We start from the raw sequence: 18,261 nt of genomic DNA, 5'->3' as shown, positions 1-18,261 counted from the left end.
CATGCAGAAAATCACCCTGACTGTCCTGACCTCCCTGGCCGGATTGTGCGCCACACTGCTGCACGCAGCGCCTTCCATTGAAAAGGAAGAAGAACAGCTTGACCGCAAGGGAACTGCCTTCCTCCTGACCCGCCATACCATAAACCTCGGCAACGGAAAAATCAATTACCGAACCGTTACCCATCTCCATGACAACAAGCCGGTTCAGCAGGAATGGGGGGATTTCAGATTCGGCATCGAATACTGGAGAAACCCCAATACTCCCGGGAGCTGGAGCCCCGTCAATTTCCTTGCCGTGATTGGCAGGGACGGCAAAACGCTGCTGGACCGGAAAGTGGCGGAAAAAATTGACACCGTGGAAAACGGCCGGATGGAAATGGCTGTCTTCACGTTCCGTCCGGAAAATAGTGTTCTGGACGTCAGGATAGCGCAGTTCAAGGACCGTCCGGACTGGCTGTTCGTCAAGGTCGCTTATCCCGGACAACTGGGTGAAGTATGGGCATCGCCTGTTCACGGTTACGGAAAGCCGGAACTGGAGTCACAATACGCCCTGAAAGAAGAAGCCGGGGCAAAGCCATGCGGAAAGCCGGACTGGATTCTGACGAAAACGACCGGGGGAAACGGGGTGATGAACTTCAACCGTTATGCTTACAAGGAATTCGGCACTTTCATCGTTTTTGAAAAAGAATCCCTCCGCCAGCTCCGGATTCATGGAGATGACATCAAATTCGAGCTGAAACCGGAGTCGGACAGCTTCAGCTTTGCCATCAGTTATTTTAAAGACCGGAAACCGGAAGAGGTCCATCCGGAATTCTTCAACGTGACGGTTCCGGAAGTGGAAAGCTTCCTGAAGTCCATCAATTGGAACCCGGTCCCCGACCGGAAGACGTTTTCAGAGCTTGCGGATGAAACCCGGAAAAATATCTCCATCCTGAAAGAGGACGGCGGCCATGCGGCGGACTATGAAAAGAGAGTGAACGAGCTGGAAACCGATTTTGCCGAAGCGCCGAGTTTTGAAATTCTGGCCAGCCTGCGCGAACTGAATACGCAAATCACCAACAAGTATCTTGAAAACCTGTAAGAACATGGTGTTCCTCCTGGCGGAGGATATCAAACGGGTCTTGTTCTACGATAACCGGAAGGAAGGAACTCAAAGTGTTCCGCAACTGACAAGGATACCGGATATGGAGTCATTCTCCCTCTCCGGCTGATGTTCCCCGGCGCCGTTGAAAAAGTATCCGGGAGAAATTTCCGAGGCGCAGGACTGGAAATTTTTCACCGGGCAGGAGGGAAAACAGTTTATATTCCGTTTGAAAAATAGGAGGAAAGCAGGAGAAGACGGTTGCCGCCGCTGCCCCTGCTGGACAAAGCCCCCGGAAAGAGCGCTGTTCATATGCTCCGGTCCAGATTCAGGGCCGCGGATCAGTTCCATGGAAGAGGCGGCCCGTTCGACACCGACGGCACTCCTCTGCCCAGCTGGTTCCATGACAGATCGGGAAGCAGGGCCGGATACGTTCCCGCCGGCTTGGCGCCAGGTAAAATGATTCCGGGTGCGGCAAAAACTTGCGCCGCTCCTGTCCGCGTCAGGAAAATTCCGGGGCTTCGCCCAGAGCGATGACAGTGGCGGCGGCACTCAGGCGGGAATGGGTCATGGTCAGAAGCCAGCCTGTGATGCCCTGCTCCCGAGCCGTCACTCCGGCGGAGCCGTGCAGGAGGATGGATGGAGCTCCCGCATCATTGCGCACCACTTCCACATCCGTGAAGGCGCATTTTTCCCCGATTCCCGTTCCCAGGGCCTTCGCCACGGCTTCCTTGGCCGCAAAACGGGCGGCGAGCCGCGGTACGGGGTCCGCGTGTTTCCGGCAGTAGGCCCATTCATCCTGCGTGCAGATGCGCAGAGCAAACGCCTCTCCGTTCTTCTGCAGGGCCTGGCGCACACGGTCCAGGTCCGCCAGGTCCATTCCCAGTCCCACGATGCGGTTCATTTCCTTTAAAAACGGAAGGGATTAAGAAAAAAGCTCAGCTCAGGCGGTCGATCGCCTGGCGCATTTCCCGCACGGCCTGTTCCAGCCCCACAAACAGGGCGCGGGACACGATCGTATGGCCGATGTTCAGCTCATGCAGGTGAGGCACGCCGTTCATCAGCTGCTCCAGATTCTGGTAATTGATGCCGTGCCCGGCGTTCACCTGGATGCCCAGGGAATGCGCCAATTCCGCGGCGCGTTTCAGACGGGCCAGTTCCGCGGTGCGCTTTTTTCCGTCGTTGTTGGCAAAACACCCGGTGTGCAGCTCAATCATGGGCGCGCCGAGGCGCGCGGCGGCTTCCACCTGGGGCAGGTCCGGATCAATGAACAGGCTCACCTGAATGTCGTTGTCCGCCATTCTGGCCAGGGTAGAAGAAAGCTCCTTTTCATGGAATACGGCGTCCAGGCCGCCTTCCGTCGTGATTTCCTCCCGCTTTTCCGGAACCATGCAAATATAGTCCGGTTTCAGTTGGAGAGCAAAATCCACCATTTCCGGGGTGTTCCCCATCTCCAGATTCAGGGGAAGGGCCACGCTCTCCCGCACCCTCAGGGCGTCTGCGTCCTGCATGTGGCGGCGGTCGCCGCGGACGTGGATGGTGATGGAATCGGCTCCGCCCCTCTGCGCCGCGTAGGCGGCGTCCAAAACGCTGGGTTCCACGTTGAAGGAATCAAGCATGGTCGCATAGCGGGCCTGCCTCAGCGTGGCAATGTGGTCTATATTTACACCTAGCAACATATGGGTCTTAAGACAAGGGAACGGAGCCGATCATTCAAATTAATGGAGGAAATGGCGGTGCCCGGTGAACACCATGGCGATGCCCGCGTCGTCCGCGGCGGCGATTACTTCCTCGTCCCGGATGGAACCGCCGGGCTGAATGCAGGCGGTGGCTCCGGCGTCAATGGCCACCTGGAGTCCGTCGGCAAACGGGAACATGGCGTCGGACGCCACAACGCTGCCCTTCAGGTCCAGGCCGGCCTGCCCCGCCTTCCATACGGCAATGCGGGCGGAATCCACGCGGCTCATCTGCCCAGCGCCGATTCCCAGCGTGCGGTCCGTGCCGCCGAAGACGATGGCGTTGGAGTGCACCTGCTTCACGACGCGCCAGTTGAAGCGCATGGCCGTCAGTTCTTCTTCCGTCGGCGGACGCTTGGTCACCACCTTGGCTTCCAGATTATCCAGACCCATCACGTCCGTATCCCGCTTCATGGTCATGAAGCCGCCGGGAGCGGAGCGGATGATGGGCTCCTGCCGCGCCTTCATCCAGGCTTCCGTGTTCATGCGGATAATGCGGCAGTTTTTCTTCTTCTGCAGAATGGCGCGGGCTTCCGCGTCGTATTCCGGGGCAATGATCACGTCCGTGAAAATGGCGCTCAGCACGCGGGCCAGTCCTTCCGTCATCGGACGGTTGATCACGATCACGCCGCCGAAGGGAGCCTGGGTGTCCGTCTCAAAAGCCTTCTGCCAGGCGTTGCGCAGGTCCTCGTCGTCCTGGCCCACGCCGCAGGGGTTCGTGTGCTTCAGGATGCCCACGGTCGGGCGGCGGAACTGGGTGATCAGCTCGGCGGCGCCTTCGATGTCCAGCACGTTCGTGTAGGAAAGCTCCTTGCCCTGGAGCTGGTGGAAAATATCCCCGAAACTGCCGTACAGGCTGGCTTCCTGATGGGGATTGTCGCCGTAGCGCAGTTCCTGGTACAGGGGAGCGCAGATGCAAAAGCTCCCCTTGGTGCTTTCCGCGCTCTGGTGGCCCAGATAATTGGTGATGGCGTTGTCGTAATTGGACGTGCGCATGAACACCTTCACCGCCAGGTTCTCGCGGGTCTTGAGAGTGGTGTCCCCCTTGTGGGTCTGCATTTCATCCAGAATGCGGGGATAATCCGCGGGATCGGAAACCACCGTGACGGACGCGTAATTCTTGGCGGCGGAGCGGAGCATGGACGGACCGCCGATGTCGATCTTTTCAATGGCTTCCTCCAGCGTCACGTCCGGCCTGGCGACGGTTTCTTCAAAAGGATACAAATTCACGCAGACCAGGTCGATGGGCTTGATGCCGTTCTCCTTCGCTTGGCGGACGTGCTCCTCATTGTCGCGGCGGTGCAGCAGGCCGCCGTGCACCATCGGGTGCAGGGTCTTGAGACGGCCTTCAAACAATTCCGGTTCCCCGGTGTAATCGGAAATTTCAATCACCGGAAGCCCCAGGCTCTTGAGGAAAGCGGCGGTGCCGCCGGTGGAAATCAACTCTACTCCAAACTCGTGCAGGCCCTTGGCAAACTCCTCAAGGCCGGTTTTGTCGGAAACGGATATCAATGCGCGCTGAATAGCCATAAGATCAAATATCTGAAATGAAACCGCTGCGGACTCTCCCCGACGGGAGCGGACGCGACAGGTGCGGTTCCTTTCCCTACATACTAGCGCTCCGTGAAGCAAGCGCAATGTCACGCATCATGACACCCTTCTGCATTTTTCATCCGGAAACGGAAAAAAAACTCCCTTTTTATCGCTCTTGTCTTGACATTGGGCCGAATACTTACTAATTCAACCGCTCACAAATAACCATTTCTTTTTAGCCATGGCAACGATGGAAGTAATTCTCGCAACAAAAATTGAAGGACTCGGCGCGGAAGCCGACCTGGTGACCGTTAAGGCTGGCTATGGCCGCAACTATCTCATCCCTCAGGGTCTTGCCCACGAAGCAACGGCTTCCAACCGCCGTTTCATCGCCAATCTTCAAGCCGCCCGCGCCAAGCGCGAAGCGGAAGAACTCAGCGCCGCCCAGGAAGTGGCCGCTAAGATCAACGGATTGACCGTGGACCTCGTCCTCGAAGTGGGCCAGGGCGGCAAGGCGTTCGGCGCCATCACCAACCAGAACATTCACGAAGCCCTCACCGCACAGGGCGTGGAAGTGGACCGCCGCGCGATCGAACTTGAAAAGCCGATCAAGAGCGAAGGCGAGCACGCCGTCGTGATCAAGGTTCATCCCCAGGTGGAAGCCACCCTGAAGGTGGTCGTCAAGGAAAACGCCTAAGCGGCGACATCTCCTTTCCTTTTTCCGGAAGGCCCGGTTCCCCGCTTGGGAACCGGGCCTTTTTGTCACTTATTTTACTTTCCTTCCCCGTAAAAACAGGGCATCATACGGCCCGTTGGGTGTCACTCGACATCATGCGCGGAACCGTTCCACCACCCCTACCGACATCAACGGCATGATTCGACTTTATCGTCAAACCCCGGAAGGCATTGAGCGCACCACCCAGGTGGATGCGGAAGCACAGTACTTTGACAGCATCTTCTGGATTGACCTTCTCACGCCGGAACCCGGGGAAATCAAATTCGTGGAACGCCTCTGCGGCCTGGAGATGCCCACCTACGATGAAATGCGGGAAATTGAGGCCACCAGCCGCCTGTACACGGAAGACGGCGCCCGCTTCATGACCACCACGGTTCTCAGCCGGGTGGATACGGAATCCCCCTCCCTTTCGGAAATCACCTTCGTCCTCATGGGGGCCAAGATCATCACCATCCGCCATTCCGACTCCTACTCCTTCCGGGTCTTCTCCCACCAGCTCCTGCGCCAGAAGCAGATCAGCCGCGACCAGGTCTTCACCGGACTGCTGGAAACCATCGTGGACCGCCAGGCGGACGTATTGGAACGCTTCGGCGCGGAACTGGACCGCCTCTCCAAAAACATCTTCCGCAGGGACGAACCGGAAATCAAATCCAACAAAAGGGCCCCCGTTTCCAGCGCTCTGCGCCTCATCCTCCAGGACCTTGGCAGGGTGGGCGACCTCCTGACACGCCAGCGCGACTGTCTGGTCAACCTTCTGCGCCTGCTCACCTACGCCAGCAATGAAGAGGCCCTGGACGACACCAACTCCACCCTGTACATCAAGCTCCGCCCCCTGAGCCGCGACGTCACCTCCCTTTCCGAATACGCCAACTTCCTGTCCAGCAACGTCAACTTCATGCTGGACGCCGTTCTGGGCCTCATCAACATTGAGCAAAACGAAATCGTAAAAATCTTCACCGTGGCGGCCGTGGTCTTCATGCCCCCCACGCTGATCGCCAGCATTTACGGGATGAACTTCTCCAACATGCCCGGCCTGGAATACGAATACGGCTACTACATCTCCCTGGCGGTCATGCTCGTTTCCATCATTCTCCCCCTGATCTACTTCAGGAGCAGGCGCCTGCTTTGAACCGGCCCCTTCCCCCTTTCCGCATCAATCATCTCTACCGTTGCATTACTGATATGGACTCCAAAATCACCCGCCTGATTGAACAGGCATCCGTCATCGTCGGCGCGCTTCCCTACCTCCAGGCCTACCGGGACAAAACCTTCCTGATCAAATTCGGAGGCAGCGCCATGGACGACCCCCGCCTGGTCAAAAAGCTCATGAGGGACATCGTGCTGCTGGAGGCGCTGGGCTTCAACCCCGTCATTGTTCACGGAGGCGGAAAGGCCATTTCCAAGGCCATGATGGAAGCCGGTCTGGAAGCCCACTTCATCAACGGCCTGCGCGTGACGACCCCGGAAGCCATATCCATTGTGGAACGCACCCTTTCCGGCACCATCAACCCCGGCCTGGTCCAAATGTTCCGCGACTTCGGCGGAAAAGGGGTGGGCATTCCCGGAACGGAAATCTTCGTCGGAGAGCGCATTCAGGAAAAGGATGAACAGGGCAACCCCGTGGACATCGGGGAAGTGGGCAACGTCATCGGCTGCCTCACGGAACGCGTCACGGAAGCTCTGGAACTGCAAATCACCCCCATCGTCTCCCCGCTAGCCAAGGAACTGGGCACCCACAAGCCGCTCAACGTGAACGCGGACCTGGCCGCCGCCGCTCTTGCCAGGGAACTCAAGCCGGTCAAGCTCATCTACATTTCAGACGTCCCCGGCATCATGAAGGACCCCTCCGATCCTTCCACCCTCATCAAATCCGTCACACGGACCGAAGCTCTTGAACTCATCGAAAACGGTACCGTTTCCGGAGGCATGATCCCGAAAATCCATTCCGCCATCGACGCCCTCAACGCGGGCGTGCGGAAAGTCCACTTCATTGACGGGCGCCTGCCCCACACCCTGCTGCTGGAAATCTTCACTCCGGACGGCATCGGCACGGAAGTCATCCGGGAACAGCGTTAAAAACACCATTCCATGAACAAGCTTCTCTGCACTGCAGCAGTGCTCCTTCTGGCTTCCTGCGCTTCTCGCCAGGCTGAAATCACGGGGTGCTGGGTTCAGCCCGTTCCTGGCCAGCCCGGCGCCATGCAGGGCATCCGCCTCCTGCCCGGCGGCGGGGCGGAATCCGTCAACATGAATACGCTGGTTTACACGGAATGGAGCCGGAACGGCAACGTCCTCACTCTCCGGGGGAAAAGCATCGGCAATAAAAACAGCTCAGTTTTCACCACCCAGGCCGTCATCACCAGCCTGACGGATGGAAAACTGGAACTGGAGGCAGGCGGCCAAAAAGACGCCTACATCCGCGTCAAGCCCTAGGTCCTATACGAAAACGGCCCTTACGGGCGTTGCGGAACAGCTACTCGTCCTCCAGCAGGGACTTGTTGGCGGCCTTCGCCAGTTCGCAATTCGGGCACTTGTTGATCAGCCGGTCCACCAGGGCCTCAATCCGGGCGTCCTTCGCCATCAGCTGCTCGTCTTTCTTCTTGAGCAGGTTCAGCGTATAATTCACCGCAATCGTCAAAATTCCCAGGCCGCCAATGGCTCCGGCGGAGGAAACGGCGGTGTCCGCGGAAACGTTGCTGAGGATGGTTGTACAGCCGCCTATTGAAAACAGGCACTTTGCTAAGGAAAAATTCATCATGAGCCCCGTCTAACAAACAAAAGACTGCGGCGCATCAAGTCCAACCCGTTTACTTCCAGCAGGCTTCCTCCTGAAAACATTTCCGGATTAAAGAAAAACTTCCGGACCAGGCACCATGCGGCATGCGGAAAGGCCCTCATCCTTCCGTACGGAATCATCAACTGCGACAGCAATTCCCGGCCCCCGCACACATGCGCAAAAATAATCCTTTCCCATGTTGCCGCACTTCCTTCTTCGGCTTTCCGGCATTTGTGCTAAAGTAACGCCAATCTGCCCAATCCGGGGCATTTCACCACCATTCCACCCATAGAAAGACACAGAAACCATGCATATGGCGGACGGCTTCGTTTCACCGGCGGTAGGCTGCACCATGTGGGCGGCCACGGCGGCCATCACCGTACTCTGCGCACGCAGGATCAAGCAGGAAAAGGAAGCTCGGCTCGTCCCGCTCATGGGCGTGCTGGGAGCCTTCATCTTTGCCTGCCAGATGCTGAACTTCACCATTCCGGGCACCGGGTCCAGCGGACACCTGGGCGGCGGCCTCATTCTGGCCATCCTGCTCGGCCCCTATGCAGGCTTCCTGGTTATGGCGGCCATCCTGGCCGTCCAGGCCCTCTTCTTCGCGGACGGCGGCCTGCTGGCGCTGGGCTGCAACATCTTCAACCTGGGCTTCTTCTCCTGCCTGGTGGCCTACCCCTTCATTTACAAGCCGCTGGCGGGCGGCAGCCCCGGCACGGGCCGCATCACGCTGGCAAGCATCACGGCCGCCGTCATCGGGCTTCAGCTGGGGGCCTTCTCCGTCGTTCTGGAAACTACGGCCTCCGGCATCTCCGCCCTGCCCTTCGCCCAGTTCGTGCAACTGATGCTGCCCATCCACCTGGCCATCGGCGTTGTGGAAGGGCTTGCCACGGCAGCCGTGGTCATCTTCATCAGCAAGGCGCAGCCCTCCCTGCTGCGTCCTGCCGGACTTGAACACGGAACTCCCAAAAAGGCGTCCTTCACCGTCCTGGGCATCTTTGCGGTGGCCGCCCTTCTCTGCGGCGCGGCCCTCTCCTGGTTCGCCTCCGCCTACCCGGACGGCCTGGAATGGTCCGTGGCCGGAGTCACGGGCTCCGAGGAAACGAGCCTGGCGGAACCCTCCGCCATCCACCGCAATCTGGAATCCGTACAAACGGCCACAGCCATCATGCCGGACTACGCCCTGCCCGCCGCGGAAGAAACGGTCCCGGACACGGAACCCGCCTCCCTCGTCAATCCTGAAACGAGCCTGGCCGGCATCCTGGGCAGCGCCATCATCGCGGCTCTGATCTTCCTGGCCGGATTCCTCTTCGGCAGAAAACCGCACGAAGACCGCCCCCGCTGATTCCTCCATGCCCCTCTTCACGGACGCCGCGCGGCAATTCCGCCAAATGGACCGGTTTTCCTGCGGAAACACCGGATTCCACCGTCTGGACGCCCGCATCAAGATAGGAGCCTTCATCGTCTTCCAAATCTGCGTCCTCTCCTGGCCGCCGCAGGAAATCACGGGGCTGCTCCCCTTCTTCCTGTTCCCCGTGTGCGTCATCCGCATGGCGGGGCTCCCCCTCGGCTACCTGCTGAAACGGACCCTGTGGCTCCTGCCCGTCGCCGTCATGATCGGGATATTCAATCCCCTGGTGGACAGGACGCCCGCGGGGGAATGGTTCGGCATTCCCGTCACGCGGGGCATGATCTCCTTCATCTCCATCATCCTGCGGTGCATGCTGACCATTCTGGCGGCCTTCACCCTGCTGGCCTCCACCGGCTTCGCCCCGCTGTGCCGCGGCCTCCGGCAGCTCGGCGTGCCGCGCATCCTGATCACCGTGCTGGCCTTCCTGTACAGGTATGCCTTCATTCTGGTGGACGAATTTCAGAACACGCTCCTGGCCTTCCGTTCCCGGCGCGGCTCCTCCGGTGCCGTCCCGCTGTCCATATGGGGGGCCATGACGGGACAGCTCCTGCTGCGCGCGTTCGGCCGGGCGGAACGCATTTACCAGGCCGTGCAGTGCAGGGGCGGGGAAGATCCCGAATTCTCTTCCGTTCCCGGCGTCATCACGGCGCGGGGAGTCATGGGCGGTCTCTTTTTCTGCCTCTTCGCCATCCTTTTCCGCTGCGTCAACGTCACCATGCTGGCGGGCCAGTTCACCCGCAATCTCATCTCATGAGCCACCATCTTGTAGAAACCATCGACCTGTGCTTCAGCTATCCGGACTCTCCCCCGGCCCTGAACGGCGTCACCATGCGCATCACGCACGGAGAATCCGTCGCCCTTGTCGGAGGAAACGGAGCGGGAAAATCCACCTTGCTGCTCCATCTCAACGGCCTGCTGACACCCTCTTCCGGACAGGTGCGTGTGGGGGACATCCCCGTGACGCCTAAAACGGCCGCCCGCGTCCGGGAAAGCGTGGGCATGGTGTTCCAGCAGGCGGACGACCAGCTCTTCATGCCCACGGTCCGGGAAGACGTGGCGTTCGGCCCTCTGAACATGGGGCTCCCACAGGAAGAAATAGACCGCCGCGTGGCCCAGGCCCTGCGGGATGTAAATGCCGCCGCCCTGGCGGACAAAATGACGCATCACCTTTCCGGGGGGGAAAAGCGCGCCGTCTCCATCGCCACCGTCCTTTCCATGAGCCCGGACATCCTCGTCCTGGACGAGCCCAGCGCCAATCTGGACCCGGCCTCCCGCCGCACGCTCATCAACCTGCTGCGCCGGTTCTCCCACACCAAAATCATCGCCACCCACGATCTGGACATGGTCATGGACCTGTGCACCCGCTGCATCGTCATGAAAGACGGCTCCATCCTGGCGGACGCTCCTGTGCCGGACATCTTTGCGGACTGTGCCCTTCTGGAGGAAGCCCGCCTGGAACAACCCCTCAGCTACTGTCTGAGGCACTGCGGCAGGTAAAAGGAAAATATCCCCACACACTGCGTTCCGGCCTGCCGCCATTCCGGTCCCGTCCCGGAAATTTACCCTGCAAATTCGGAATCCGCTTTAATTATAAACAATTATAATTATTTGACTATAAATATAATATACACATTTCACGCAAAAGCCGCTTATCAACCGGAAGCGCATCTCTAATCCTAATAGCTTCGGATTCAAAATTGAACATTGACCCCGGATTCCGAATCCGTACGATGTGGGCCGACATGCCTTCAGCCCTGGATATTCCAAAAACCGGACACCTGCAATCCAATGGTTTGCACCGCCTGACCTGCACCTTTCAAACGGATGATGATCGTCGCGAAGTCTGGGCGGAACTGGAAGAACAGGCCTGCCGGGCCTGGGAGGACTCGCCCGCCAGGGGAGATGCGTGGACGCGCCTGCTCATCTTTGAGATGATGCGCATCGGCGGCGAATTCAGAATCAACGCTCCGGTGAGCCTCACCCTGCTCCGGAATCTGGAAAACTTCACGGAGGCATTCATCAAATGGTACCCGGACAAGCTCCATCCCGTCACGCTGACTCCCGAACAGATCATTGACGATACCCAGGACCCGGTGGACGACTCCGCTCTCGTCTGCTTCTCGGGAGGGCTGGATGTGGCCTTCTCCGCCTACAGGCACACCTCCGGCCAGGCGGGAAGAAATACGCTGAACATCAAGGCAGGCTTCCTGGGAGCGGGCCTGGACGTTCCGCTCACCAAAGAACAGGTCCTGCTGGGGGTGGAGGAAAACGCACGCCTCATGCTGAAGGACCTCGGCATCGACAAGCTGTACGTTATCCGCTGCAATTACCAGCACATCTTTCTCGAGCACTCCGCACTGTGGGGAGAACTGAGCCATCTTGCCGTTCTCGCCGGGCTGGCTTCCTTTCTGGCCCCTTCCGGCTACCGCAACCTCATCGCGGGAAGCTCGGCTCCCTACGACACCCTGACTATTCCCTGGGGCAGCCAGCCCATCACGGACCACCTTCTTTCCCAGCGGCAATTCCGGGTTTACCCGGACGGCCACGGCTTTTCCCGCACGGAAAAGGCGGAAAAACTTAAAGGCTGGCCCTTCGGCGTGTCCCGCCTCCGGGTATGCTGGGAAAATCCCCAGCCGGGCGGCAAAAACTGCGGCCATTGTGAAAAATGCAAACGCACCATCTTAAACTTCAGGGCCTGCGGAGCGGAACACCTGCTGGAAGGCTGCATGCCGTCCGTGGAACTATCCTCCAGGGATATCCGCTCCATTGACCTAGCTACGCCGTCCCTGCGCCACGCCTACCAAACCCTTCTCCAATTCTGCCGGCAGCGCCATCTGTCGGAGCCCTGGGTAAAGGACGTGGAATTCCTGCTTACCTATAGAAAACCGGCTCTCTGGCACCTGTGCCGGAAGAGAAGGATAACACGGAAACTCTACCGCATCTTCTTCGGACGGCAGAACTGGAAGCTGAACTGAGCGCACCCGGCCTCACACGAACTCCAGCCGCGCGTCCGGCAGGGACTTGATGAACCTCGCCCCGTACCTCTTGGTGGCCACGCGGGGATCCAGAATCACCACCATCCCGGAATCGTTCTTCGTGCGTATCAGCCGCCCCACGCCCTGCCTCAGCTTCAGAATGGCCACGGGCACGGAATACTCGTAAAACGGATTCCCGCCGCGCGCCTTGATGCTCTCAAAGCGGGACTCCACCAGCGGATGGTCGGGCACTTCAAACGGCAGGCGCGTCACGATCACGTTGGAAAGCGCCTCTCCCGGCACGTCCACCCCCGTCCAGAAGCTGTCCGTGCCGAACAGCACGCTGTTCACGTCCTTCCTGAACGCCTCCAGCATGGCGTGCCGCTGCATCTCCTGCCCCTGAACGTACAGATTCCATCCCTGCTCCTCGCAAAACGGGCGCACCTTCTCCGCCGCCTGCACCATCAGGCGGTAGCTCGTGAAAAGCACGAAAGCCCTGCCCTTGGACTCCGCCAGAAACCTCTTGATCCATTCGGGCAGCACTTCCGCGTACTCCGGCTGGTCCGGCTCCGGCATGGAGCGGGCCACGATCAGGCGCATCTGCTCCCGGTAATTGAACGGACTGCCTATCTGAAGCTTCCGGACATTTTCCGCGCCTACGCGCCCGGCAAAATAGCTCATGTCCGCATCCCCCGTCCCCAGCGTGGCGGAGGTCAGAATGGCGGCGCGGCCGGCGGAAAACAGGCGCTCCCTCAGGATTTCCCCCACTTCCACGGGGGCGGAGCACACGCTCAGGTTCCTGCCCTCCGGTCCGGACTTCTCCGCCCAGTACACGTGCTCCTCCTCCGTCATGTCCATCAGCACTTTCAGGGAGGCCTGCGTCTCCTCCATGCGGGCGGCCATGTCCGCCAGTTCATCCTTCACGGAGACATTCTCCTCCTGTTTCAGGGCTTCCCGCTTCAACTCCCCGACCAATTCGGCCAGAGGCAGGGAAAGCATGTCCTGCGACCATTCCGGCTGTAAAATGCGGACAATCTTGCCGTGCCCCGCAAAGCCCAGGTCATCACGGGCATTCTGGAAAAACAGGCCGGAAGCGTCCAGCACCTCCTCCACCCTCTGGAACAGGGCGGGATTGTTCAGCGGCTTCAGCAGGCCTTTCTTCGTGCGCGGATTGAACATCCTCAGCAGCTCGTAATTCAAATGGGATTCCGACAACTGCACACCAAGCTGCCGAGCGGCAATGTTCTCAATCATGTGGGCCTCGTCCAGAATCACGAAATCCCCGGGAAAAACGAATCCCGCCTCCTCGGACTCCTCCGCCTGCGCCATCAGACCGAAAAACAGCGTATGGTTCAGAACCACCACCTTGGCGTCCAGCACCCTCTTGCGGGCCACCTGGTACGGACAGGAGGGACCGCAGTTGCGCATGCTGCACGCGTGCGGCTCGCTGCACACCATGGCCCACACCTTGGGGGAGGGCCTGAACGTCATGTCGCTCAGGGTGCCGTCCTGCGTCCGAAGGGCCCAGTCCTGGATGCGCTTCAACTCCGCGGCCTCCGTCTGCGTAAACAGGGAATCCATCTGCCCCAGGGCTCGTCTCAGCCGGGAGTGGCACAGGTAATTCTGCCTGCCTTTCAGCAGGGCGGCGGAAAAATCAATCCCCAGGGCGGCGCGCAGGAGCGGAATATCCTTGTTGAACAACTGCTCCTGCAAATTGATCGTGTGCGTGGAAACGACGGCTTTCCGCTCAAAATCCAGCGCAAACTTCACGGCGGGCAGCAAATAGCCCAGGGACTTGCCCACGCCCGTTCCGGCCTCCACCAGCAGGGGGGCGTCCACCTGGAGCGCCCGTGCAACGGCAAGGGCCATGTTCTGCTGTTCCGCCCGGTATTCAAAATCCCTGGCGCGGGAAAACAGGCCGTCCTCCGCGAATGCCCGCCGGACATACGCTTCAAAGGCGCTAACGCCGCAATCCTCACCTGCACCGGCGCCGTTCATACGGGAACGCCTCCCTTACTGGCCGACAGGAAGCTGGCGGGAAGAAACCGGGGGCAGAACCACCTGGGCGGGCAGATCGTAGAACAGGGAACGCAGGCCGTTCACGTTCATCTTGGAAGCGTCGATAAACGTCCACGGTCCATTTTCCTTCACGTCCTTCACCAGGATGAGAACGCCGTTGTTCTCCGTCTTGACGGGGACGCCGTCCGGACGCTTCATGGAAATCACCATGCGCGTGGGAAGCACCACGAGGGCCTCCGTTCCGTTCCTCACCAGGTGTTCCGCCGTCGGATTGCCGATTTCATAAGTCTCCACCACCATGCCGCGTTCCTTCATGACGGCGGCGGCGGCCTGCATCTTTTCCCGCATGGCCTTCATGAAGGCTGCCTCCCCTCCCGGGAAGGAAGACACAAGCTGCTTCTTGATGGGCGGATACATCTTCTCAATCATCCACATCATGTCGCCGGTCTTGACGGCACCGGAAAGCTCGCGGGCGGCCTGAACGGCGCTGTCCCCGTACTCGCCCGCCTGGAGCTGAAGGACGCACGCACCTGCAAGAAACAGGCCTGCAAACAAATTCTTGAACATGCGTGAAGTGTAACGGCACGCATCCCCCGCCGTCAAGGCAACGCCGCTTACAGCGGCATGTTTTTACAAAAGCCTCGCTGCGCGACACGGCCGGACCACATCCACAGGGTGGGGTCCAGTTCCCGGGCGGCGTCTTCCATCAGGGTGCGGGCGGCGTCCCCGCCCTCCATTACGGCAAACATGGTGGAACCGGAACCGGACATCATCGCTCCGCGGACGCCCGGCCTTTCCAGCAGCCAGCGCTTCATCTCCGCCAGGAACAGGTGCTTCTCAAACACGGGCCGCTCCAGGTCGTTGACCAGAACATGGCCGTCCACCTCCTGTTCCCCGTAGGGAATGCCCGGAAGCTCGCGGGAACCTGCCCAGCGGCGGTAGGCATCCGGCGTGGAAACACCGAACGACGGCTTAAGCAGAACAAGCAGGGGCGCCCATTCCCGCCAATCCGGCAGAGGCGCCACCTTCTCTCCCCGGCCCGTACAGCGGCAGGCGGTGCCGTAAATGAAAAAGCCGACGTCGGAACCGATCTCTCCGGCCAGCTCCGCCAGCCGTTCCGGCGGCAGTCCTCCGCCTTCCAGGCTGTTCAGGGCTTCAAGCACGCAGGCGGCATCGCTGCTGCCGCCGCCCAGCCCGGCCCCGTGGGGAACATTCTTCACCAGATGGACATGCCAGGGCATGGGCCGCCCCAGTTCCCGTTCCATCAGACGGCCGGCCTTCATGACCAGATTGCTCTCATCAACCGGCACGCCGGGAGCGTTGCAGCTCATTCCCAGACAGGGAGCCGGGGAAAACTCCAATTCGTCGCACAACTCCAGCGGAACCATCACGGTATCCACCTCATGAAAACCGTCCTCCCTTTTTCCCAGAACGCGGAGGGAAGCGTTCACCTTGCACGGGGCCTTGTAACTGATCATGCCTCACGGATTCCAGCAGGGAATTTCAGCCGGGTCAAGCACCTTTCACGCAGAATTTTACAGTGCTTCCCGCCCCTCCCCCTGCCGCATGCATGCCAAAAAACGGAAGACTACACGGTTTTTCATTCTCGATGCCGTTCCCCCTCCGGCGGGACCATTCCCCTTCCTGTTCATGAAAACCCTCCTTTTCTCCTTTTAGCCGCCTCCCCCCCTGCCATGAAAATGTCTTCCGACTGCGGAACAATGATGAACCCGCGGTGCGGCGGCATGCAAAAGGACAGCCCCTGAAAACGCTCTCCAGGAACTTCCGTATACCCGGCTTATCCCCATTTGAAAGGAGAAAAAGCCGGCGCCTTTTCCACTTCCATTCCTCCGACCTGCCCCTACGTATGACAAATTCCATTGCGGAACCGGCCGTTGCCGCTCTCCGGCCATTCGAACGGATAAAGCCCTTGTACCGCAAAAAGCGCCGACACGGAACCGATGCCCGCAAAAGGTTTCAATTTCAACCCGCAGAGAAGCTTCCCGCCCTGAAAAGGCATGCCCGCCGCGCAATATGGCGGCTTTCCGCGGGAATGGCCGCCACGGCGTAGAAGGTATGAGGAATTTTTTCGTCGTCATTACCCTCCGGTTGCCGTATCATGGGCGCGCTTACTATTACATGGCCTACGACGAAAACAGCATCAAGACCCTGGACTGGCGGGAACACATCCGCATGCGCCCGGGGATGTACATCGGCAAACTTGGAGACGGAACCTCACCGGACGACGGCGTTTACGTCCTGCTGAAAGAAGTCATCGACAACTCCATTGACGAATTCGTCATGGGATTCGGCAAAAAGATCACCATCGACGTCACCCCAGACGGCCTGTGCGAGGTGCGCGACTTCGGCCGCGGCATCCCGCTGGGAAAACTGCTGGACTGCGCCGCCAAGATCAACACCGGGGCCAAATACGACAGCGACGCCTTTAAAAAATCCGTGGGCCTCAACGGCGTGGGCATCAAGGCGGTCAACGCCCTTTCCGACTTTTTTGAAATCCAGGCCTACCGGGACGGAGAAACGCGTTCCTACCAGTTCCGCCGGGGGGAGGAAGTCCCCAAGGCGCGGCGGAAGGGCGGCACGGACGAGCCCAACGGCACCCGCACGGCCTTCCACGCGGACCAGGAAATCTTCCCGGCAAACACCCAGTTCCGGCCGGAATACATTGAAAAAATGTGCCGGTACTACTCTTACCTCAACAAGGGACTGGTCCTGCACTTCAACGGGCGCCGCTACGTCTCCAAAAACGGTCTGCTGGACCTGCTCACGGAAGCCATGAGTGAAGAGCCCCTTTATCCGATCATCCACATGGAAGGTCACGACATCGAGGTAGCCTTCACGCACGGCAGCCAGTACGGGGAGGAGCACTACTCCTTTGTCAACGGCCAGCATACCACGCAGGGGGGAACGCACCAGGCGGCCTTCCGGGAAGCCATCGTCAAGACCCTCCGTGACTTCTTCAAAAAGAACTATGAGGCGGCGGACATCCGCTCCTCCCTGGTGGCCGCCATCTCCATCAAGGTGAAGGAACCCGTCTTTGAATCCCAGACAAAGACCAAGCTGGGGTCCAACACCATCAGCCCGGAAGGGGAAACCATCCGCACCTTCGTCGGCAACTTCATCGCGCGGGAACTGGACAACTACCTGCACAAAAATCCGGAAACCGCCAAGGCCCTGGAAATAAAAATCAAGGACGCGGAGCGGGACCGCAAGGAACTCTCCGGCATCCAGAAGCTGGCCAGGGAAAACGCCCGGAAGGCGAAAATCCACAACAAAAACCTCCGGGACTGCCGCGTGCACTACAACTCCAGGCACGCCCGCGCGGGAGAAACCACCCTGTTCATCACGGAAGGCCTCTCCGCCTCCGGCTCCATCACCACGGCGCGGGATGCGGAAACCCAGGCGGTCTTCTCCCTGCGGGGCAAGCCCCTGAACTCCTTCGGCATGAGCCGCAAGGTCGTTTACGAAAACGAGGAATTCAACTTCCTCCAGCACGCCCTGAACATTGAAAACGGCCTGGAAGACCTGCGGTACGACAAAGTAGTCATCGCCACGGACGCCGACGACGACGGCATGCACATCCGCATCCTGCTGATGACCTTCTTCATCCAGTTCTTCCCGGAACTCATCCGGGAAGGGCATCTCTTCATCCTCCAGACGCCCCTGTTCCGCGTGCGCAACAAGCAACAGACCATCTACTGCTATTCGGACTCCGAGCGGGAAGCGGCCATCGCCCTGCTGGGCAAAAACCCGGAAATCACCCGTTTCAAGGGCCTCGGGGAAATCTCCCCGGATGAATTCAAGGCCTTCATCGGGGAAGGCATGCGCCTGGACCGGGTACGGCTGGAAGACTCCCACAAGGTCAAGGAACTGCTCGCCTTCTACATGGGCAAAAACACACGGGAACGCCAGGAATACATCTTGGAAAACTTGCGTGTTGAACTGGACCCCGTCATGGACTAGTCTGTTGGCGCGA

At 59.6% G+C, this 18,261-nt stretch carries 17 protein-coding genes; 10 read left to right on the top strand and 7 right to left on the bottom strand.

The features are described from left to right. The first annotated feature begins 1 nt into the window (after position 1). Positions 2–1,081 carry a hypothetical protein gene (locus tag OQH67_RS08275; protein ID WP_215435847.1) on the top strand — a complete coding sequence of 360 codons (1,080 nt, stop codon included), beginning with the start codon at positions 2–4 and terminating at the stop codon, positions 1,079–1,081. Between the two features lie 502 nt (positions 1,082–1,583). On the opposite strand, the gene acpS is transcribed toward OQH67_RS08275, so the two are convergent. Genes acpS through purH form a run of 3 tightly spaced genes read right to left on the bottom strand, consistent with a single transcriptional unit; the run spans position 1,584 to position 4,347 of the window. Then, positions 1,584–1,985, bottom strand: coding sequence for a holo-ACP synthase (acpS, locus tag OQH67_RS08270; protein ID WP_215435848.1), 402 nt, complete (start codon positions 1,983–1,985; stop codon positions 1,584–1,586). Between the two features lie 34 nt (positions 1,986–2,019). Beyond that, positions 2,020–2,760: a pyridoxine 5'-phosphate synthase gene (locus OQH67_RS08265; protein WP_215435849.1), complete on the bottom strand. Its 741-nt coding sequence runs from the start codon at positions 2,758–2,760 to the stop codon at positions 2,020–2,022. Between the two features lie 39 nt (positions 2,761–2,799). Beyond that, positions 2,800–4,347: a bifunctional phosphoribosylaminoimidazolecarboxamide formyltransferase/IMP cyclohydrolase gene (gene purH, locus OQH67_RS08260; RefSeq protein ID WP_215435850.1), complete on the bottom strand. Its 1,548-nt coding sequence runs from the start codon at positions 4,345–4,347 to the stop codon at positions 2,800–2,802. Positions 4,348–4,591: 244 nt separating this feature from the next. Between purH and rplI the strand changes: the two genes are divergently transcribed. From rplI to OQH67_RS08240, 4 genes are all read left to right on the top strand, one after another. Then, positions 4,592–5,047 (top strand): 50S ribosomal protein L9, encoded by a 456-nt coding sequence (gene rplI, locus OQH67_RS08255; RefSeq protein WP_067952013.1) that lies wholly within the window; start codon positions 4,592–4,594, stop codon positions 5,045–5,047. Positions 5,048–5,222: 175 nt separating this feature from the next. After that, on the top strand, positions 5,223–6,215 hold the full coding sequence (locus OQH67_RS08250; RefSeq protein ID WP_067570101.1) for a magnesium transporter CorA family protein: 993 nt from the start codon (positions 5,223–5,225) through the stop codon (positions 6,213–6,215). A gap of 53 nt (positions 6,216–6,268) precedes the next feature. Then, positions 6,269–7,162, top strand: a complete 894-nt coding sequence (argB, locus tag OQH67_RS08245) for an acetylglutamate kinase (RefSeq protein ID WP_215435852.1) — start codon at positions 6,269–6,271, stop codon at positions 7,160–7,162. A 12-nt stretch (positions 7,163–7,174) separates the two neighbouring features. After that, positions 7,175–7,519 (top strand): lipocalin-like domain-containing protein, encoded by a 345-nt coding sequence (locus OQH67_RS08240; RefSeq protein ID WP_215435860.1) that lies wholly within the window; start codon positions 7,175–7,177, stop codon positions 7,517–7,519. Positions 7,520–7,559: 40 nt separating this feature from the next. Here the strand turns inward: OQH67_RS08240 and OQH67_RS08235 are convergent, their stop codons facing one another. Next, positions 7,560–7,844 (bottom strand): hypothetical protein, encoded by a 285-nt coding sequence (locus OQH67_RS08235; protein ID WP_067570107.1) that lies wholly within the window; start codon positions 7,842–7,844, stop codon positions 7,560–7,562. 325 nt (positions 7,845–8,169) lie between these two features. Between OQH67_RS08235 and OQH67_RS08230 the strand changes: the two genes are divergently transcribed. From OQH67_RS08230 to OQH67_RS08215, 4 genes are all read left to right on the top strand, one after another. After that, positions 8,170–9,207, top strand: coding sequence for an energy-coupling factor ABC transporter permease (locus OQH67_RS08230; RefSeq protein ID WP_215435862.1), 1,038 nt, complete (start codon positions 8,170–8,172; stop codon positions 9,205–9,207). Positions 9,208–9,214: 7 nt separating this feature from the next. Further along, positions 9,215–10,027, top strand: a complete 813-nt coding sequence (cbiQ, locus tag OQH67_RS08225) for a cobalt ECF transporter T component CbiQ (protein ID WP_215435865.1) — start codon at positions 9,215–9,217, stop codon at positions 10,025–10,027. Next, the gene (locus OQH67_RS08220; protein ID WP_215435866.1) at positions 10,024–10,770 is read left to right on the top strand and encodes an energy-coupling factor ABC transporter ATP-binding protein; all 747 of its coding nucleotides are present in this window, start codon (positions 10,024–10,026) and stop codon (positions 10,768–10,770) included. The genes cbiQ and OQH67_RS08220 overlap by 4 nt, the downstream gene beginning before the upstream one ends. Before the next feature lie 245 nt (positions 10,771–11,015). Next, positions 11,016–12,248, top strand: a complete 1,233-nt coding sequence (locus tag OQH67_RS08215) for a hypothetical protein (RefSeq protein WP_215435868.1) — start codon at positions 11,016–11,018, stop codon at positions 12,246–12,248. Between the two features lie 12 nt (positions 12,249–12,260). On the opposite strand, the gene OQH67_RS08210 is transcribed toward OQH67_RS08215, so the two are convergent. The 3 genes from OQH67_RS08210 to ispE are packed head-to-tail and all read right to left on the bottom strand — an operon-like array spanning position 12,261 to position 15,745. Continuing rightward, positions 12,261–14,246 carry an ATP-dependent DNA helicase gene (locus OQH67_RS08210; protein ID WP_215435870.1) on the bottom strand — a complete coding sequence of 662 codons (1,986 nt, stop codon included), beginning with the start codon at positions 14,244–14,246 and terminating at the stop codon, positions 12,261–12,263. 15 nt (positions 14,247–14,261) lie between these two features. After that, complete coding sequence (locus OQH67_RS08205; RefSeq protein ID WP_215435872.1) at positions 14,262–14,834, bottom strand: DUF2059 domain-containing protein; 573 nt, start codon at positions 14,832–14,834, stop codon at positions 14,262–14,264. A 47-nt stretch (positions 14,835–14,881) separates the two neighbouring features. Beyond that, complete coding sequence (gene ispE / locus OQH67_RS08200; protein WP_215435876.1) at positions 14,882–15,745, bottom strand: 4-(cytidine 5'-diphospho)-2-C-methyl-D-erythritol kinase; 864 nt, start codon at positions 15,743–15,745, stop codon at positions 14,882–14,884. Positions 15,746–16,406: 661 nt separating this feature from the next. Here ispE and OQH67_RS08195 point away from each other — a divergent pair. After that, positions 16,407–18,248, top strand: coding sequence for a DNA topoisomerase IV subunit B (locus OQH67_RS08195; protein WP_215435878.1), 1,842 nt, complete (start codon positions 16,407–16,409; stop codon positions 18,246–18,248). The last annotated feature ends 13 nt before the right edge of the window (positions 18,249–18,261 follow it).

It is taken from the genome of Akkermansia biwaensis (genome assembly GCF_026072915.1).
In the GTDB taxonomy this organism is placed as follows: domain Bacteria; phylum Verrucomicrobiota; class Verrucomicrobiia; order Verrucomicrobiales; family Akkermansiaceae; genus Akkermansia; species Akkermansia biwaensis.
The sequence above is the reverse complement of the archived record's forward strand: the minus strand, read 5'-3'. Positions and strand labels throughout refer to the sequence as shown.